Source organism: Streptomyces marokkonensis (assembly GCF_039539045.1).
GTDB classification, from domain to species: Bacteria; Actinomycetota; Actinomycetes; order Streptomycetales; family Streptomycetaceae; genus Streptomyces; species Streptomyces marokkonensis.
The window spans coordinates 43,276-59,358 of sequence record NZ_BAABCQ010000011.1 but is presented as its reverse complement, the minus strand read 5'-3'; the positions used below and the strand labels follow the sequence as shown (position 1 = coordinate 59,358).

The following is a 16,083-nucleotide window of genomic DNA, read 5'->3' as shown; positions in this document are numbered from 1 at the left end:
CGGTGGTGGGGGGTGTCTCGTCTTCAATGGTGGGCTGCCCGTGCTCGGTCGTGGGCTGCCCGTGCTCGGTCGTGGGCTGCCCGTGCTCGGTCGTGGGCTGCCCGTGCTCGGTCGTGGGCTGTGTCGCGCGCTCGGTCATCTCTCCTGCCCCCGTCGTTCATCCGGGGTGCCCGCGGACACGGGCTCCCCCGGGGCATCCGCCGTCGTCTCGGGTGCCCCGTCCTCGTCATCCATGATCTCTCCGGTCGCCGTGTTCACGGCGGGCGCGGCCGGGGTGGCCCGGGCGAGTGCCACGGCCACGGTCTCGGCCGTCTTGCGGCCTATGCCCGGTACCTCGCAGATCTGGTCGATCGTCGCGGACCGCAGTCTCTTCACCGAGCCGAAGTGCTTGATCAGCGCCTGCTTCCGGGTCTCCCCCAGGCCGGGCACGTCGTCCAGCGGACTGGAGCGGAAGCGCTTGGCGCGCTTGGCGCGCTGGTAGGTGATCGCGAAGCGGTGCGCCTCGTCGCGGACCCGTTGCAGCAGGTACAGGCCCTCGCTGGTGCGGGGCAGGACGACCGGGTCGTCCTCGCGGGGCAGCCAGACCTCCTCCAGGCGCTTGGCGAGTCCGCAGACGGCGATGTCGTCGATGCCGAGCTCGTCCAGGGCCCGCTGGGCCGCCGCGACCTGCGGCTGTCCGCCGTCGACGACGACGAGCTGGGGCGGGTAGGCGAAGCGCTTGGGCCGGCCGTCGTCGTCCTTCAGGGCCGGGCCGTCCGTGAGCTGCTCGTCACCACCCGCTTCCGCCCTGTCCTCCCCTTCCTCCCCGTCGACCCACTCGCCGGTCTTCTCCTTCTCGGCGAGATACCGGCGGAAACGGCGGGTGATGACCTCGTGCATGGAACGGACGTCGTCCTGTCCGGCGAAGCCCTTGATCTGGAAGCGCCGGTATTCGCTCTTCCGGGCCAGTCCGTCCTCGAAGACCACCATGGAGGCCACGACGTCGTCGCCCTGGAGATGCGAGATGTCGTAGCACTCGATCCTGAGCGGGGCACCGTCCAGGCCGAGGGCGTCGGCGACCTCCTCCAGCGCGCGCGAGCGCGTCGTCAGGTCGGAGGCGCGCTTGGTCTTGTGCAGGACGAGCGCCTGCTGGGCGTTGCGCTGGACGGTCTCCATCAGCGCCTTCTTGTCGCCGCGCTGCGGAATGCGCAGCGACACGCCCGACCCGCGGCGCTCCGTCAGCCACTGCTGGACCGGCTCGACCGGGTCGGGCAGGGCGGGGACCAGGACCTCCTTGGGGACGGCGTCACCCGTCTCCTCCCCGTACAGCTGCTGGAGGGCGTGCTCGACCAGGGCGCCGGTGGTGATCTCCTCCACCTTGTCCGTGACCCAGCCGCGCTGGCCGCGCACGCGCCCGCCGCGCACGTGGAAGATCTGGACGGCCGCCTCCAGCTCGTCCTCGGCGACCGCGATCAGGTCGGCGTCGGTCGCGTCGGCGAGTACGACCGCGCTCTTCTCCATGGCCTTCTTCAGGGCCCCGACGTCGTCGCGCAGGCGCGCCGCCCGCTCGTACTCCATCTCCTCGGCCGCCTCGGCCATCTGCCGCTCCAGGCGGCGCAGATAGGTGCCGGTGCGTCCGGCCATGAAATCGCAGAACTCGTCGGCCAGGTCCCGGTGGTCGTCGGGAGCGATGCGGCCGACGCAGGGAGCCGAGCACTTGCCGATGTAGCCGAGCAGGCAGGGACGGCCGGTACGGGCGGCGTTCTTGAAGACTCCGGCGGAGCAGGTGCGCACCGGGAAGACGCGCAGCAGGAGGTCGACCGTGTCACGGATCGCCCAGGCGTGCCCGTACGGCCCGAAGTAGCGCACGCCCTTCTTCTTGTGTCCGCGCATCACCTGGACGCGCGGGAACTCCTCGTTCATCGTCACCGCGAGGTAGGGGTAGCTCTTGTCGTCGCGGTACTTGACGTTGAACCGGGGGTCGTACTCCTTGATCCAGGAGTACTCCAGCTGCAGCGCCTCGACCTCCGTGGACACCACGGTCCACTCCACGGACGCGGCCGTGGTGACCATGGTGCGGGTGCGGGGGTGGAGGTTCGCCAGGTCCTGGAAGTAGCTCGCCAGGCGCTGGCGCAGGCTCTTCGCCTTTCCGACGTAGATCACCCGACGGTGCTCGTCACGGAACCTGTACACCCCCGGGGAGTCCGGGATCTCTCCCGGCCTGGGGCGGTAGCTGGAGGGGTCGGCCATGACTCACACCCTACTGGCGAGGACCGACACTCCGGCGGGGCTCGCGTCCGCACCCACGACGACGCCGGTGTGCTCGTGACCGAGCTGCTCCTCGGCACGCTTCCGCGGGCCGGGGACACCTACCTCTTCCGCTACGGCGTCGAGGACGGCACGGCGGGGGTGTCGCACGAGTACGTCCGGGGGTTCGGTTCGGCGGGCGAGCAGTACGCGCTCCAGGTGCGGTTCGACTCCGCGGCCCTGCCGGTGCGGTGCCACCGGGTCACGCAGCCCTCGCCGGCGGCACCGCGCGGCGGCCGAGGCCGACGAGCGGGGCCGGTCAGGTCAGGTTCCGGGGCGGGCGACGATCCGGCCCTGCTCCACCTCGACCGGTAGTTCGATGAGCGGCACAGTGGCGGGGGCGTGCAGCACCTCGCCGGTCCGGGCGTCGAACTCGCTGCCGTGGCAGGGGCAGACGAGCTTCGTCCCCTCCAGCTTCTTGATGGGGCACCCCGCGTGTGTGCAGACCGTGCTGAACGCCTTCAGGGCACCCTCGTCATCCCGGCTGACGACCACGTTCTGGTCCTGGTAGAGCTTGGTCGCGCCCTTGGCGACCTCGCCGTCCGTTCCCAGGTCGACGGGCGCGGTCGGCCTGGCCGGCGCGGCGCCGTCGTCACCCGGTGAGCAGGCGGCCACACCGAGTCCGGCGACGGGCGTGAGGGCCGCCGAGCGCAGCACGGTACGGCGGCTCGGAACGGGACGGCCGGGCATGGGGTCTCCACTGTTCTGGGGATGTGCAGGGCGACGATATCCGGCGCTCGCGGGCGGCCTGCGGGGTGGGTGTCGGGTCTGCCGTTGAGGAAGCTTGCGCAAGCGTTTACGTCCATCTCCCGATGGGATACGGTCCCCGCCAGTGCCCACGCATCAGTGCGGGGCAGTGCACGGCAGCAGGCGACCTGGCCGTCCGGTTGCCGCTGGAACGCCTCACCGCGCCGGACCGGTCCGTGCGGATCCGCCCGAGCGGACCGTGCGGCTGCCCCGACCAGGGTCGGCGATCCGAGCAGCCCCGGGCAAACCCCGCACAGGCCTTCGAAAGGACCCTCCCGTGATCGTCGTCGCCGGTGAGGCACTGATCGATCTGGTACCGCAGGGCACGGGTGCCCTGGCCGCGCTGCGGCCGGCGCTCGGCGGCGGTCCGTACAACACGGCCGTCGCCCTGGGCCGCCTCGGCTCCCCCGCCGCCTTCTGCTCCCGGGTGTCGCGCGACGCCTTCGGCGAGGCGCTGCTCGACCGGCTGCGTGAGACCGGCGTGGACGTCTCGCCGGTGCAGCGCGGGGCCGAGCCGACGACACTCGCCGTGGCCTCGGTGGACGCGGACGGCTCGGCCGCGTACTCCTTCTACGTGGACGGGACGGCGGACCGGCTGTTCGCGGCGCCCGCCGCGCTGCCGTCCCGCACCCGGGCGGTCTCCTTCGGGACCTGCTCGATGGTGCTGGAGCCGGGCGCGAGCGCGTACGAGGAGCTGCTGCGCGAGACGGCCGCCCGAGGTGTGTTCACGGCGCTCGATCCCAACATCCGGGCGGGACTGATCCCGGACCCGGACGCCTACCGGGCCCGGTTCAGGAGCTGGCTGCCGTCGGTGTCGCTGCTGAAACTGTCCGCCGAGGACGCCGAGTGGCTCGGGGGCACGCCCCGGGAGTGGCTGGCGGCAGGCCCGGCGGCGGTCGTGGTCACCCGGGGCGGTGCGGGACTGACGGCGTACACCGGTGAGGGGGACGAGTACGCGGTGCCGGGCGAAGCGGTCGACGTGGTGGACACGATCGGCGCGGGTGACACGGTGAACGCGGCGCTGCTGCACGGCCTCGCGGTACGGGACGCCCTCGGTGACGAGGCGGTGGCCGGCCTGGGGGCCCAGGGCTGGGCGGAGCTGTTGGGCTTCGCCGCCCGGGCCGCGGCGGTCACCTGCTCACGAGCGGGCGCGGAGCCGCCGTACGCACACGAGGTCTCCTTCTGAGCACCGACGGCTGAACTCCGACGGCACCGGCTCCGGTCCGGCCGAGTGCCTGGGCGGGCCGGACGAACGACGCGCCGGGCCCCACGGACGATGCCGTGGGGCCCGGCGCGACTCCGTCTCAGGCCTTGCTCGTCCGCGTCGTCTTCTTCGCGGCGGGCTTGGTGGCCTTTGGGGCCGTCTTCGTAGCGGTCTTCTTGGCGGCCGTGCCGGTGACGGCCTTGGTGGCGGTCTTCTTGGCGGTGGCCTTGGCCGCCACCGTCTTCGCCGCCTTTCGCGGGGTCTTCACCGTGGCGGCCTCGCTGATCCGGTCGGCGCCGAGGACGTCCTGCAGGAACTTGCCGGTGTGGCTCGCGGGAACACCCGCCACCTGCTCGGGCGTGCCCTCCGCGACCACCAGTCCACCACCGGCACCACCCTCGGGGCCCATGTCGACGACCCAGTCGGCGGTCTTGATCACGTCGAGGTTGTGCTCGATGACGATGACCGTGTTGCCCTTGTCGACCAGGCCGGACAGGACCGTCAGCAGCTTGCTGATGTCCTCGAAGTGCAGACCGGTGGTCGGCTCGTCCAGGACGTAGACCGTGCGTCCGGTGGAGCGGCGCTGCAACTCGCTGGCGAGCTTGACGCGCTGTGCCTCACCGCCGGACAGGGTGGTCGCGGACTGGCCGAGCCGGACGTAACCGAGTCCGACGTCCTTCAGCGTCTTCATGTGCCGGGAGATCGCGGGGACCGCCTCGAAGAAGTCGGTCGCCTCCTCGATCGGCATGTCCAGGACGTCGGCGATGGACTTGCCCTTGTAGTGGACCTCCAGGGTCTCCCGGTTGTACCGGGCGCCGTGGCAGACCTCGCACGGGACGTAGACGTCCGGGAGGAAGTTCATCTCGATCTTGATCGTGCCGTCGCCCGCGCAGTTCTCGCAGCGGCCGCCCTTGACGTTGAAGGAGAAGCGGCCCGGCATGTAGCCGCGGACCTTGGCCTCGGTCGTCTCGGCGAACAGCTTGCGGACGTGGTCGAAGACGCCCGTGTACGTCGCCGGGTTGGACCGCGGGGTGCGGCCGATGGGCGACTGGTCGACGTGGACGACCTTGTCGACGAGGTCGTCGCCGTCCACGCGCGTGTGGCGGCCGGGCACGCTCCGGGCGCCGTTCAGCTCGCGTGCCAGGTGGGTGTACAGGATGTCGTTGACCAGGGTCGACTTGCCGGAGCCGGAGACGCCGGTGACGGCCGTGAACACGCCCAGCGGGAAGGACACGTCGATGTCCTGGAGGTTGTTCTCGCGGGCTCCGTGCACGGTGAGCTGCCGGGAGGGGTCGCGCGGGCGCCGGAGGTCGGGCAGCGGGATGGCCTTCTTGCCCGACAGGTACAGGCCGGTCTGCGACTCGGCGTTGTCGAGCAGCTCCTTGAGGGATCCGCTGTGCACCACCTTGCCGCCGTGCTCACCGGCGCCGGGGCCGATGTCGACGATCCAGTCGGCGACCTTGATGGTGTCCTCGTCGTGCTCGACGACGATGAGGGTGTTGCCCATGTCGCGGAGCCGGACGAGGGTCTCGATCAGCCGGTGGTTGTCGCGCTGGTGCAGGCCGATGGACGGCTCGTCGAGCACGTACAGCACGCCGACGAGTCCGGAGCCGATCTGGGTGGCCAGGCGGATGCGCTGGGCCTCGCCGCCGGAGAGGGTGCCGGCCGCGCGGTTCAGCGAGAGGTAGTCCAGGCCGACGTCGACCAGGAACCGCAGCCGCTCGTTCACTTCCTTCAGCACGCGCTCGGCGATCTTCTTGTCGCGGGTGCTGAGCTTCAGCTCGCCCAGGAAGTCCGCGCAGTCGCTGATGGACATCGCCGACACCTCGGCGATCGACCTGCCCATGACCGTGACCGCGAGAACGAGGGGCTTCAGGCGCGTGCCCTCGCAGGTGGGGCAGGGCACCTCGCGCATGTAGCCCTCGAAGCGCTCGCGGCTGGTGTCGCTCTCGGCCTCGCTGTGCCGGCGCTTGACGAAGGGAATCGCACCCTCGAAGGCCGTGGTGTACCGGCGCTCGCGCCCGTACCGGTTGCGGTAGCGGACCTCGACCTGGGTCTTGTGCCCGTACAGCAGGGCCTTGCGGGCGCGCAGCGGCAGGCCCGCGAAGGGGATGTCCGTTCGGAAGCCGAGGGCGTCCGCGAGGGCGCCGATGAGGCGGCCGAAGTAGTCCTTGGTGTGTCCGTGCGACCAGGGGTGGATGGCGCCCTCGTCGAGGGACTTGTCCTCGTCGGGGACGATCAGTTCCGGGTCGACCTCCATGCGCGTGCCGATGCCGGAGCAGTCGGGGCAGGCGCCGAAGGGCGAGTTGAAGGAGAAGGAGCGGGGCTCCAGCTCCTCGAAGGACAGGTCGTCGTACGGGCAGTACAGGTGCTCCGAGTACATGCGCTCGCGCTCGGGGTCGTCCTCGGGGAGGTCGACGAAGTCGAGCACGACCATCCCGCCGGAGAGGCCGAGGGCGGTCTCCACGGAGTCGGTGAGGCGGCGCTTGGCGGAGTCCTTCACCGTGAGGCGGTCGACGACCACCTCGATGGTGTGCTTCTCCTGCTTCTTCAGCGTGGGCGGGGTGGACAGCTGGACGGTCTCGCCGTCCACCCGCGCGCGGGAGTAGCCCTTGGTCTGGAGGTCGGCGAAGAGGTCGACGAACTCGCCCTTGCGCTCACGCACCAGCGGGGACAGCACCTGGAAGCGGCTGCCCTCCGGCAGCTCCAGGACCTTGTCGACGATGGCCTGCGGCGACTGGCGCGTGATCGGCCGGGCGCACTGGGGGCAGTGCGGCTTGCCGATGCGTGCGAAGAGCAGGCGCAGGTAGTCGTAGACCTCGGTGATGGTGCCGACCGTGGAGCGCGGGTTGCGCGAGGTCGACTTCTGGTCGATGGAGACCGCCGGGGAGAGACCCTCGATGAAGTCGACGTCCGGCTTGTCCATCTGGCCGAGGAACTGCCGGGCGTAGGAGGAGAGCGACTCCACGTAGCGCCGCTGGCCCTCGGCGAAGATCGTGTCGAAGGCCAGGGAGGACTTGCCCGACCCGGACAGGCCCGTGAAGACGATGAGCGAGTCACGAGGCAGGTCGAGCGAGACGTTCTTCAGGTTGTGCTCGCGCGCGCCACGGACGATGAGACGGTCGGCCACGCCGGTCCGCACCTTTCTTGAGAGAGTGACAGGGGCGAGGCCCCCGTCTTTCTCAGACTAGGGGGAGCCACTGACAACGCCGGTCGGATTCACCGGTTGTCAACAAACCCCGACTCCCCAGCATGCCCGACGCCGCACCCGACCATATAGCACGCGCATTCGATTTACGGGCGTCGTCCATCACCTTCACCCGAAGGTGTGACGCGGTCTAGAGTCGGCACCATGATTGATCACGCGCGTGACCTGGCGTCTGTACGTGACGCTACCGAGCGGCTGCTCACCGCGGTCGGGAAACTGGACAACGCGTCCGTGACGGAGTCGTCACGGCTTCCCGGCTGGACCCGCGGCCACGTCCTCGCCCACCTCGCCCGCAACGCGGACGCCCTCGTGAACGTCTTCGAGGGACGTCCCATGTATGTCTCCGGCGAGGCCCGGGACGCCGACATCGAGCGTGACGCCCCTCGCCCTCTCGACGTCCAGCTCACCGACGTGCGCGAGAGCGCGGCCCGGTTCCAGGACGCCTCGGCCGCGCCCGCGGACTGGTCGCGCACGGTGGAGTTGCGCAACGGGGTCACCGACACCGCGTCCCGGGTGCCGTTCCGGCGCTGGGTCGAGGTGGAGCTGCACCACGTGGACCTGGGTGTCGGGTACGAGCTGGAGGATCTTCCGGCGGAGTTCGGGGAGCGGGAGACCGCGTTCCTGGCCGCCCGGTTCACCGGGCACCCGGACGTTCCGCCCACCCGGCTCACCGACGGCACGCACGTGTGGAGCACAGGCCGGGAGGCGGATGAACCGGAGGTGACCGTCGCCGGTCACCCGGCCGATCTGCTCGGCTGGCTCGCCGGGCGACGCCAGGGATCCGCCCTGACCGTGGAGGGCGGCCCGCTGCCGTCGTTGCCCCCGCTGTAGCCCGTGGCGGCGGCCCCCGGACCGCCTCCCGGCGCCGGACAGCACAGAACCCCACGAAGCGCTACTAGGCTGGCGGTCATGACGTACAGCGGAGAGGTGCGGGTCGGCGGCCCCGCCGACGTGCACGAGCTCAAGGACCTGATGATCACCAAGGTCGCGGTCGGCCCGATGGACAACAATGCTTACCTGCTGCGCTGCCGGGCCACCGACGAGCAGCTGCTGATCGACGCCGCGAACGAGGCGCACTCGCTGCTCGGCACGATCGGAGACGGCGGCATCGCGTCCGTCGTCACCACCCACCGGCACGGCGACCACTGGCAGGCACTCGCCGACGTCGTCGCGGCCACCGGCGCCCGCACCTACGCGGGCCGGCACGACGCCGAGGGCATCCCCGTGCCGACCGACGTCCTCGTCGACGACGGCGACACGATCCGGGTGGGGCAGGTGGAGCTCACCGCGCGCCACCTGGTCGGCCACACGCCGGGCTCCGTCGTCCTGGTGTACGACGACCCGCACGGGCACCCCCATGTCTTCACCGGGGACTGCCTCTTCCCTGGCGGTGTGGGCAACACACACGACGACCCGAAGGCGTTCGCGAGCCTGCTCCACGACGTGGAGACCAAGGTCTTCGACGTGCTCCCGGACGAGACGTGGGTCTACCCGGGCCACGGCGGCGACACCACGCTCGGCGCGCAACGGCCGCACCTGCCGGAGTGGCGCGACCGCGGCTGGTGAACACCCGGCGTGTGCGGCGGGCGCACGCGCCGGCTCCCCGCGCGTGCCCCGTGCGACGCGTCCACTTCGTCGGTTCCCCGATCTCCCGCCTGCCCTCGACCGGCTGCCCGGGTGCCTCAGGCCTGGGCCCGTCCCACCCCGGCCAGCGCCGCGATCCGCTCCACCCCGAACACGTACCCCTGCACACCGCAACCGGCGATGACTCCGTCGGCCCGCTGCGATACGTACGAGTGGTGCCGGAACGACTCGCGCTGGTGGATGTTGGAGATGTGGACCTCCACCACCGGCAGCCCGTCACAGGTGTTGAGCGCGTCGAGGAGGGCGACGGAGGTGTGCGAGTAGGCGGCGGGGTTGATCACGATCCCGCAGTGTTTCAGCCGGGCCTCGTGGATCCAGTCGACCAGTTCGCCCTCGTGGTTGGACTGCCGGAAGTCCACCGTGCCGCCGTGCGCCGCCGCCGCCTTGGCGCACAGGGTCTCGACGTCGGCGAGGGTGTCGGAGCCGTAGATCTCCGGCTGGCGCTGACCCAGCAGGTTCAGGTTGGGGCCGTTGAGGATCATGATCGGGGCGTTGGCCAGGTTGCGGGGCACGGTTCCTCCGGTCCGTTCGGGGTGCGGCAGCCGTTGCCCGGCCGCCGCTCGGACCCCGGTTTATCACGGTGCGCCGGCCACCCGGCCGGCCGTACCCTCCGGCCATGACTACGATCACGTACCCGCCCAAGCCCTCGCCCGGCGACCGTGTCGCGGTGATATCCCCCTCCGCCGGGCTGCCGGGACTCTTCCCGCTCCCCTACGAGTTGGGCCTGGAGCGGCTGCGCGAGGAGTTCGAACTGGAGCCGGTCGAGTATCCGGCCACCCGGAAGATGGGCTCCACGCCCGCCGAGCGGGCCGCCGACATCCACGCGGCCTTCGCCGACCCCGGGATCAAGGCCGTGTTCGCGTCGATCGGCGGTGACGACCAGATCACCGTGCTGCCGCTGCTGGACCGGGAGCTGATCCGGGCCAACCCGAAGCCGTTCTTCGGCCTGAGCGACAACACGAACCTGCTCGCCTACCTGCGCAACACCGGCATCGTCGGCTACCACGGCGCGAGCGTCATGGTGGAGCTGGGGCGTCCCGCCGCCATGCACCCGCAGACCGCCGACTCCCTGCGCGCGGCGCTGTTCACCCCGGGCCCGTACGAGCTGCGGCCCGCCGAACGCTGGAACGACGTCGACCGCGACTGGGCCGACCCGGCCACCTTCGACGAGGAGCCCGGGGGCCGGCCCGGGTCGGGCTGGTCCTGGGTGAACGCCGACCGGGTGGTCGAGGGACGGACTTGGGGCGGCTGTCTGGAGATCCTCGCCGGGCTGCTGATGGCCGACCTCGAGATCGCGCGCGACCCGGCGGAGTACGACGGTGACGTGCTGATCCTGGAGACCTCCGAGGAGATGCCCAGCGCGGAGGAGGTCTTCCGCACCCTGCGCAACATGGGTGAGCGCGGGCTGCTGGGCCGCTTCTCCGCGCTGCTGATGGCCCGTCCGAAGACGTGGTCCTTGGAGCGCCCCACCAGTCCCGAGGAGGGCGTTCGGTACGCGGCGGAGCAGCGCGGGGCGGTACTGCGGGCGATGCGGGCCTACGCTCCCGGGGCCACGATCGTCTTCGACGTGGACTTCGGCCACACCGATCCGCAGGTGGTCCTCCCGTACGGGGGCACCGTACGGGTCGACGGCCCCTCCCGACGCGTCACCGTCACGTACTGACGCACCCTCTCGCCTACGGGTTGACGGCGAGTTCCAGATACGCCGCGAACAGCACCAGGTGGACGCCTCCCTGCAGGGCCGTGGCACGGCCGGGCACGACCGTCAGCGAGGCCACCACCACGGTCAGGGCGAGCAGCACCATGTGGGTGGAGCCGAGGCCGAGGACCAGCGGGCCGGAGAGCCATACGGAGGCCAGGGCGACCGCCGGGATGGTCAGGCCGATGCTGGCCATCGCCGAGCCGAGCGCCAGGTTCAGGCTGGTCTGGACGCGGTCGCGGCGCGCGGTGCGCAGGGCGGCGATGGTCTCGGGGAGCAGGACGAGCAGCGCGATGATGACGCCGACGACGGCGTGCGGCAGCCCGGCGCCCGCCACTCCGTCCTCGATGGTGGGCGACACCCCTTTCGCCAGCCCGACCACGCCGATCAGGGCCAGGGCGAGCAGTCCCAGGCTGATCAGGGCGGTGCGGGCGGACGGCGCGTGGGCGTGGTCCTCGGCGGTGATCACTTCGCCCTGGCGGGTGATCGGGAGGAAGTAGTCGCGGTGCCGCACCGTGAGGGTCGCGATGAACAGGCCGTAGAGGACCAGCGAGGAGAGCGCGGCGAACGTCAGCTGGACGGTGGAGAACTCCGGGCCGGGCGCGCTGGTGGTGAACGTCGGCAGCACGAGGCTGAGCGTGGCCAGCGTCGCGACCGTCGCGAGGGCGGCGCCGGTGCCCTCCGGGTTGAACACCGCGGTGCCGTGCCGCAGGGAGGCGACGAGCAGGCTGAGGCCGACCACGCCGTTGCAGGTGATCATCACGGCGGCGAAAACCGTGTCCCTGGCCAGCGTCGCGCTCTCGTCGCCGCCGTCCGCCATGAGGGTCACGATGAGCGCGACCTCGATGACCGTGACGGCGACGGCGAGGACGAGGGAGCCGAAGGGTTCCCCGACCCGGTGGGCGACGACCTCGGCATGGTGGACGGCGGCCAGTACGGCCATCGCCAGGACGATCGTCAGCAGCGCGACGACGGCGCCGGGCAGTTCCCGGCCCCAGGTGAAGGCCAGCAGCACGACCGCGGCCACGGGCGTGACGGTCGTCCACTGTGCGAGGAGATCCCTGGGACGAGTGACCATGCGGTGATCGTCGCAGAGGGCGACAGGGCCCGCATTCCCTGTCACACGGACCGGCGAAGGCGTTCGCTTTCGCCATGGTGTGCGCACGCAGGGAGCGGTGGGCGGCTCTTCGCCGCCCACCGCTCCCGGTGGTCTGTCACGTCCGATCTGGGGGGGGGGACGTACGTGGTCAGGCTTCGACGCTGTCCTTCGGGGCGTCGTCGTCCTTCGTGGCCGCCGCTTCCGCCTCTGCCTGCTTCTTGGAGGCACGGAGGCTGGTGATCGTGGTGACGACCAGGACGGAGCAGATCACACCCAGCGAGACCGGAATGCTGATCTCGGGGACGTGGACACCGGACTCGTGCAGGGCGTGCAGCACCAGCTTGACGCCGATGAAGCCCAGGATGACCGACAGGCCGTAGGAGAGGTGCACCAGCTTCCTCAGCAGACCGCCGAGGAGGAAGTACAGCTGTCGCAGACCCATCAGGGCGAACGCGTTGGCCGTGAACACGATGTACGGGTCCTGGGTCAGGCCGAAGATCGCCGGGATGGAGTCGAGTGCGAAGAGCACGTCGGTGGTGCCGATCGCGAGCATCACGACCAGCATCGGGGTCATGATGCGCTTGCCGTTCTCCTCGATCCACAGCTTGGTGCCGTGGTATCGGTCGGCGACGCCGAAGCGGCGCTCGGCCGCCTTGAGCAGCTTGTTCTCCTCGAACTCCTCGTCGTCCTCGTCGGCCCGCGCCTCCTGGATGAGCTTCCAGGCGGTGTAGATGAGGAAGGCCCCGAAGATGTAGAAGACCCAGGAGAAGTTGGCGATGATCGCGGCGCCGGCCGCGATGAAGATGGTCCTGAGGACCAGGGCCACGAGGACACCCACGAGGAGCACTCGCTGCTGGTACTGCGTGGGCACCGCGAACTTCGCCATGATCAGGATGAAGACGAAGAGGTTGTCCACACTCAGGGACTTCTCGGTGATGTAGCCCGCGAAGAACTCGCCGCCGGGCTGGCTGCCACCGAAGACGAACAGGCCTATTCCGAAGAGGGCCGCCAGGGCGATCCAGACGGCCGTCCAGATCCCGGCTTCCTTGATCGATACGTCGTGCGGCTTGCGGCCGATGAAGAAATCGGCGCCGATCAGGGCAGCGAGGCCCACGACGGTCAGGACCCACAGGGTCACAGAAACTTCCACTACTACGCCTCCGGCAGTACGTCACACGGCAGATGTCAGCGTCGTCGCTGCCGGAGGTCTCTTCCACCCGGGTCCGGGACGCGTGGCGCGTTCGGATTCCACGGGCCGACGCCCCGGGATCTGGCCTGATCCGTATTGACGGGTACGCCGCACAGACAGGGAGTACTCCCCTCCGTACGGACGACAGTACCCCATTCCCCAAGGGAAGGTAAAGAGATTCGCAAATTAAGCTCAAAAGCCCAGCTCGGACGTGCTCACCGCTGACACGAACGGCGGGCCTCGGCGACCTGAGCGAGCACCTGTTGGAGCACCTGGCTGCCGGGCGGCACGAGAGGGGGTTCGTACGTCCAGGCGTGCCCGACCCACGGGTCTGCGAGGTGGTCGTCGGCCACCGGGGTCAGCCGGAGCAGCGAGCGCCACAGGGGGTCGAGCAGCGGACCGTACCCGGCGGACTCCTCACGGTCGGCGACCATCATCAGGTGGACGCCCACGGCCGGCCCCTCGTCGGCGAGATAGCGCAGCTGGTTCACCGCCCGGTCGTCGAAGCCGTGCGGGAAGTCGTTGACGACCAGGAGCTGCTGGGAGGTGTCGAGGCCGGGCGGGAGCGCGTCGGGAGCCCCTCCGCGCAACGCCATCTGCACCAGGTCGACGCGCTGGGTGAGGCGGGTGAGCACGTCCGCCGCCCCGGCGGCGCCCAGGGCGGGCGGGGCCGCGAGCACACCGCTGTGCACCAGGGGCGCCAGCCCCCGCGTCCCCGACCCGGCCGGATCGATGACGTGCACGGTGAACTCGCCCGCCGGATGGACGGCGAGCAACCTGGCCGCGTGCGCGACCGCGGTCTCCAGGCCCAGCCGCCGCACCTCGTGGGAGTCGGTGAACGAACCGTCGAGCGAGGTGGAACGCCCGCTGTCGATCCACAGGCCGCGCTCCAGCGGCAGCCGGGCCAGCAGCGGGATGCTGATCCGGGGCGACTCGGGCAGATGGAGATCGCCCAGCCGCAAAGCCATGGGGATCTCCATGGGCACGCGGTAGGTGTGCCAGACGGGGCTGTCCCAGCTCGCGCAGGCCGCCGGCAGGGCGGGCTCGACCACCTCCGCCTCGGCGGCGAGCTGGGCGACGTCCCGGTCCAGGACCTCCTGGGCCTGGGAGACGAGCTGGGCGTGCCGGGCACGCGCCGCCCCCCGGGCGGCGTCGCCCTGACCGCCGATCCGGTTGCGCGGGTCGGACAGGACCTGGTCGAGTTCCTTCTCCATGCGCGAGTCGGCGAAGTCGACGGCGCTCCGGTAGGCGGCCGTGGTGCGCGCCAGGTCCTCGAACATGCCCCACACCTGGTTGTAGAGCCGCTCCTCCATGGACCAGCCGGTGGCATCGCCCGCGACCGGCCGGGTGGGCTGCCCGGGTGTGGGCGGGGGCGCGGACGGCGGAGGCGGAGGCGGGGCGGCGTTGCGCCGGCGCGGGTGGCTGTAGTCGATCGGGCCGCTGCCGTCGGGCTCGGACGGCTGCCCGGCGGTGCCGGAGCCTCCCGGTCCGCCCGGGTACGGCTGCCGCGCGCCGTGCTGCCCCGGGGCTCCGGGCGTGTGCGGGTCGGAGCCACCCTGCGGATCGTACGGCGACGCCGGGGGTACGGGGCCGGTGGTGCCGTGGGGTGCGGCGGCACCGTGGTCCGGGCCGTGCGCCGGGGCGGCGGCCGTCCAGGAGCGGTCGCCGTCGGCTGTGCGGGCCCCGGGAGCCGGGGGCGCCGGCACGGAGCGGGCCAGGCCGCCGGCCACCGCCTCCTGGATGCTCCCGGCGAGCTGGTGGGCCTGGGGGAGGTTCTGGTCGGTGAGGAGCTCGGCGAGGCCGCCCGCGTAGCCCTGGCCGACGGCGCGCACCTTCCAGGCGCCCTGGCGCCGGTAGAGCTCCAGGGCTACGACGGCGGACTCGGCCTCCAGACCGGTGATGGTGTAGCTGGCGACCTCGCCGCCGTCGAGACCGGTGACGGCGACGAAGGGGGCTGCGACGGCCCCGAAACGGGCCGGACCCGCCCCACCGACGGGCAGGGCGAGCAGCACACTGACGCGGTGCACGACGTCCGGCACGGCTTCCAGGTCGACCGCGAGGCGGTGCTCGGCGGCTGCCTGCCGGGAGACCTCCAGACCCGGCAGGGTGGGCGTGCCCGGGTGGGCGACCCATTCGACGCCGTGGACCTCGCCGTTCTCGTCGCCGAGTGTGGCTCCGGCCACGATCGTCGTGCCGGCCGAGACCCGGATCTCGAGACGGGCCCCGGGAAGCGGGTGGTTCTGTCCCCGCGTCAGCTCGGCCGTCATCGCCTTCCCCCCGTGCTACTCGTACGTCGCTCGTGCGTCACTCGTGATGTGTCGTGCCGCCGCGCCCGTCCGCCCCGCTCACCGGACCGGCCGGTCGTTGTCGGTCCGCTACAGGACCGGCAGGATCGCCGGCATCAGGTCCTGGAAGGTGCGGCCGTTGGCGGGGGAACCGATGGCGGTCATCGACCAGCCCTGGCCGACCCGGTGCACCTTCGCCATGATCTGGGCCGTGTAGGCGCCACCGCCGGCGAGTGTGTAGCGGGCGAGCTCCTCGCCGTTGGTCTCGTCGACCAGGCGGCAGAAGGCGTTCTGCACCTCCTGGAAGGTCTGGCCCGTGAAGGAGTTCACGGTGAAGACGATCTGGTCGATGTGGACCGGGACACGCTGCAGGTCGACGAGGATCGCCTCGTCGTCACCGCCCTGGCCGACACCGCCGACGAGGTTGTCACCGGTGTGGCGCACCGAGCCATCGTCGCTCACCAGGTGACGGAAGAAGACGACGTCGACCGGCTGCTTGTCCGCGAAGAGGACGGCGGAGGCGTCCAGGTCGACCTCGCGGGTGCGCGAGCCGAACAGGCCGCGCCGGGGAGCCGCCTGCCAGCCGAGGCCCATGCGCACCGACGTCAGGCTGCCGCCGTCGTTCTTCTGCAGACTGATGGCCTGACCCTTGGTCATGTTGACGGTCACGCGCTGATCCCCTCTTCGGACTGTCCCCTGTTACCGCGGTCCCCGCGGTTGAC

At 71.1% G+C, this 16,083-nt stretch carries 12 protein-coding genes and 1 pseudogene; 5 read left to right on the top strand and 8 right to left on the bottom strand.

The genetic code is table 11. The features are described from left to right. Positions 1-135 precede the first annotated feature (135 nt). Positions 136-2,229: an excinuclease ABC subunit UvrC gene (gene uvrC, locus ABEA26_RS04525; protein ID WP_345589427.1), complete on the bottom strand. Its 2,094-nt coding sequence runs from the start codon at positions 2,227-2,229 to the stop codon at positions 136-138. Between the two features lie 42 nt (positions 2,230-2,271). Between uvrC and ABEA26_RS04520 the strand changes: the two are divergent. After that, positions 2,272-2,526, top strand: a pseudogene (locus ABEA26_RS04520) (hypothetical protein); the annotation flags it as partial. A gap of 24 nt (positions 2,527-2,550) precedes the next feature. Here ABEA26_RS04520 and ABEA26_RS04515 read toward each other — a convergent pair. Further along, positions 2,551-2,976 (bottom strand): Rieske (2Fe-2S) protein, encoded by a 426-nt coding sequence (locus ABEA26_RS04515; protein ID WP_345589426.1) that lies wholly within the window; start codon positions 2,974-2,976, stop codon positions 2,551-2,553. 334 nt (positions 2,977-3,310) lie between these two features. On the opposite strand from ABEA26_RS04515, the gene ABEA26_RS04510 reads away from it, so the two are divergent. After that, complete coding sequence (locus tag ABEA26_RS04510; RefSeq protein ID WP_345589425.1) at positions 3,311-4,219, top strand: carbohydrate kinase family protein; 909 nt, start codon at positions 3,311-3,313, stop codon at positions 4,217-4,219. Between the two features lie 118 nt (positions 4,220-4,337). Here ABEA26_RS04510 and uvrA read toward each other — a convergent pair whose 3' ends face one another. After that, positions 4,338-7,367: an excinuclease ABC subunit UvrA gene (gene uvrA, locus ABEA26_RS04505; protein ID WP_345589423.1), complete on the bottom strand. Its 3,030-nt coding sequence runs from the start codon at positions 7,365-7,367 to the stop codon at positions 4,338-4,340. Between the two features lie 222 nt (positions 7,368-7,589). Between uvrA and ABEA26_RS04500 the strand changes: the two genes are divergently transcribed. Beyond that, the gene (locus ABEA26_RS04500) at positions 7,590-8,276 is read left to right on the top strand and encodes a maleylpyruvate isomerase family mycothiol-dependent enzyme (protein ID WP_345589421.1); all 687 of its coding nucleotides are present in this window, start codon (positions 7,590-7,592) and stop codon (positions 8,274-8,276) included. A gap of 78 nt (positions 8,277-8,354) precedes the next feature. Continuing rightward, the gene (locus tag ABEA26_RS04495; RefSeq protein WP_345589419.1) at positions 8,355-9,011 is read left to right on the top strand and encodes an MBL fold metallo-hydrolase; all 657 of its coding nucleotides are present in this window, start codon (positions 8,355-8,357) and stop codon (positions 9,009-9,011) included. A gap of 116 nt (positions 9,012-9,127) precedes the next feature. Here the strand turns inward: ABEA26_RS04495 and aroQ are convergent, their stop codons facing one another. Further along, complete coding sequence (gene aroQ, locus ABEA26_RS04490) at positions 9,128-9,601, bottom strand: type II 3-dehydroquinate dehydratase (protein ID WP_345589417.1); 474 nt, start codon at positions 9,599-9,601, stop codon at positions 9,128-9,130. A 104-nt stretch (positions 9,602-9,705) separates the two neighbouring features. Between aroQ and ABEA26_RS04485 the strand changes: the two genes are divergently transcribed. Then, positions 9,706-10,752 (top strand): S66 family peptidase, encoded by a 1,047-nt coding sequence (locus tag ABEA26_RS04485; RefSeq protein WP_345589415.1) that lies wholly within the window; start codon positions 9,706-9,708, stop codon positions 10,750-10,752. A gap of 13 nt (positions 10,753-10,765) precedes the next feature. Here the strand turns inward: ABEA26_RS04485 and ABEA26_RS04480 are convergent, their stop codons facing one another. The 4 genes from ABEA26_RS04480 to ABEA26_RS04465 all read right to left on the bottom strand — a co-directional run bounded on the left by ABEA26_RS04480 (position 10,766) and on the right by ABEA26_RS04465 (position 16,030). After that, entirely contained in the window at positions 10,766-11,866 is a 1,101-nt protein-coding gene (locus tag ABEA26_RS04480) for a calcium:cation antiporter (protein ID WP_345589413.1), read from the bottom strand. 169 nt (positions 11,867-12,035) lie between these two features. Next, positions 12,036-13,037 (bottom strand): TerC/Alx family metal homeostasis membrane protein, encoded by a 1,002-nt coding sequence (locus ABEA26_RS04475; RefSeq protein ID WP_345589411.1) that lies wholly within the window; start codon positions 13,035-13,037, stop codon positions 12,036-12,038. A 254-nt stretch (positions 13,038-13,291) separates the two neighbouring features. Further along, entirely contained in the window at positions 13,292-15,343 is a 2,052-nt protein-coding gene (locus ABEA26_RS04470) for a TerD family protein (protein WP_345589409.1), read from the bottom strand. A gap of 108 nt (positions 15,344-15,451) precedes the next feature. Beyond that, positions 15,452-16,030 carry a TerD family protein gene (locus ABEA26_RS04465; RefSeq protein WP_345589407.1) on the bottom strand — a complete coding sequence of 193 codons (579 nt, stop codon included), beginning with the start codon at positions 16,028-16,030 and terminating at the stop codon, positions 15,452-15,454. Positions 16,031-16,083 lie beyond the last annotated feature (53 nt).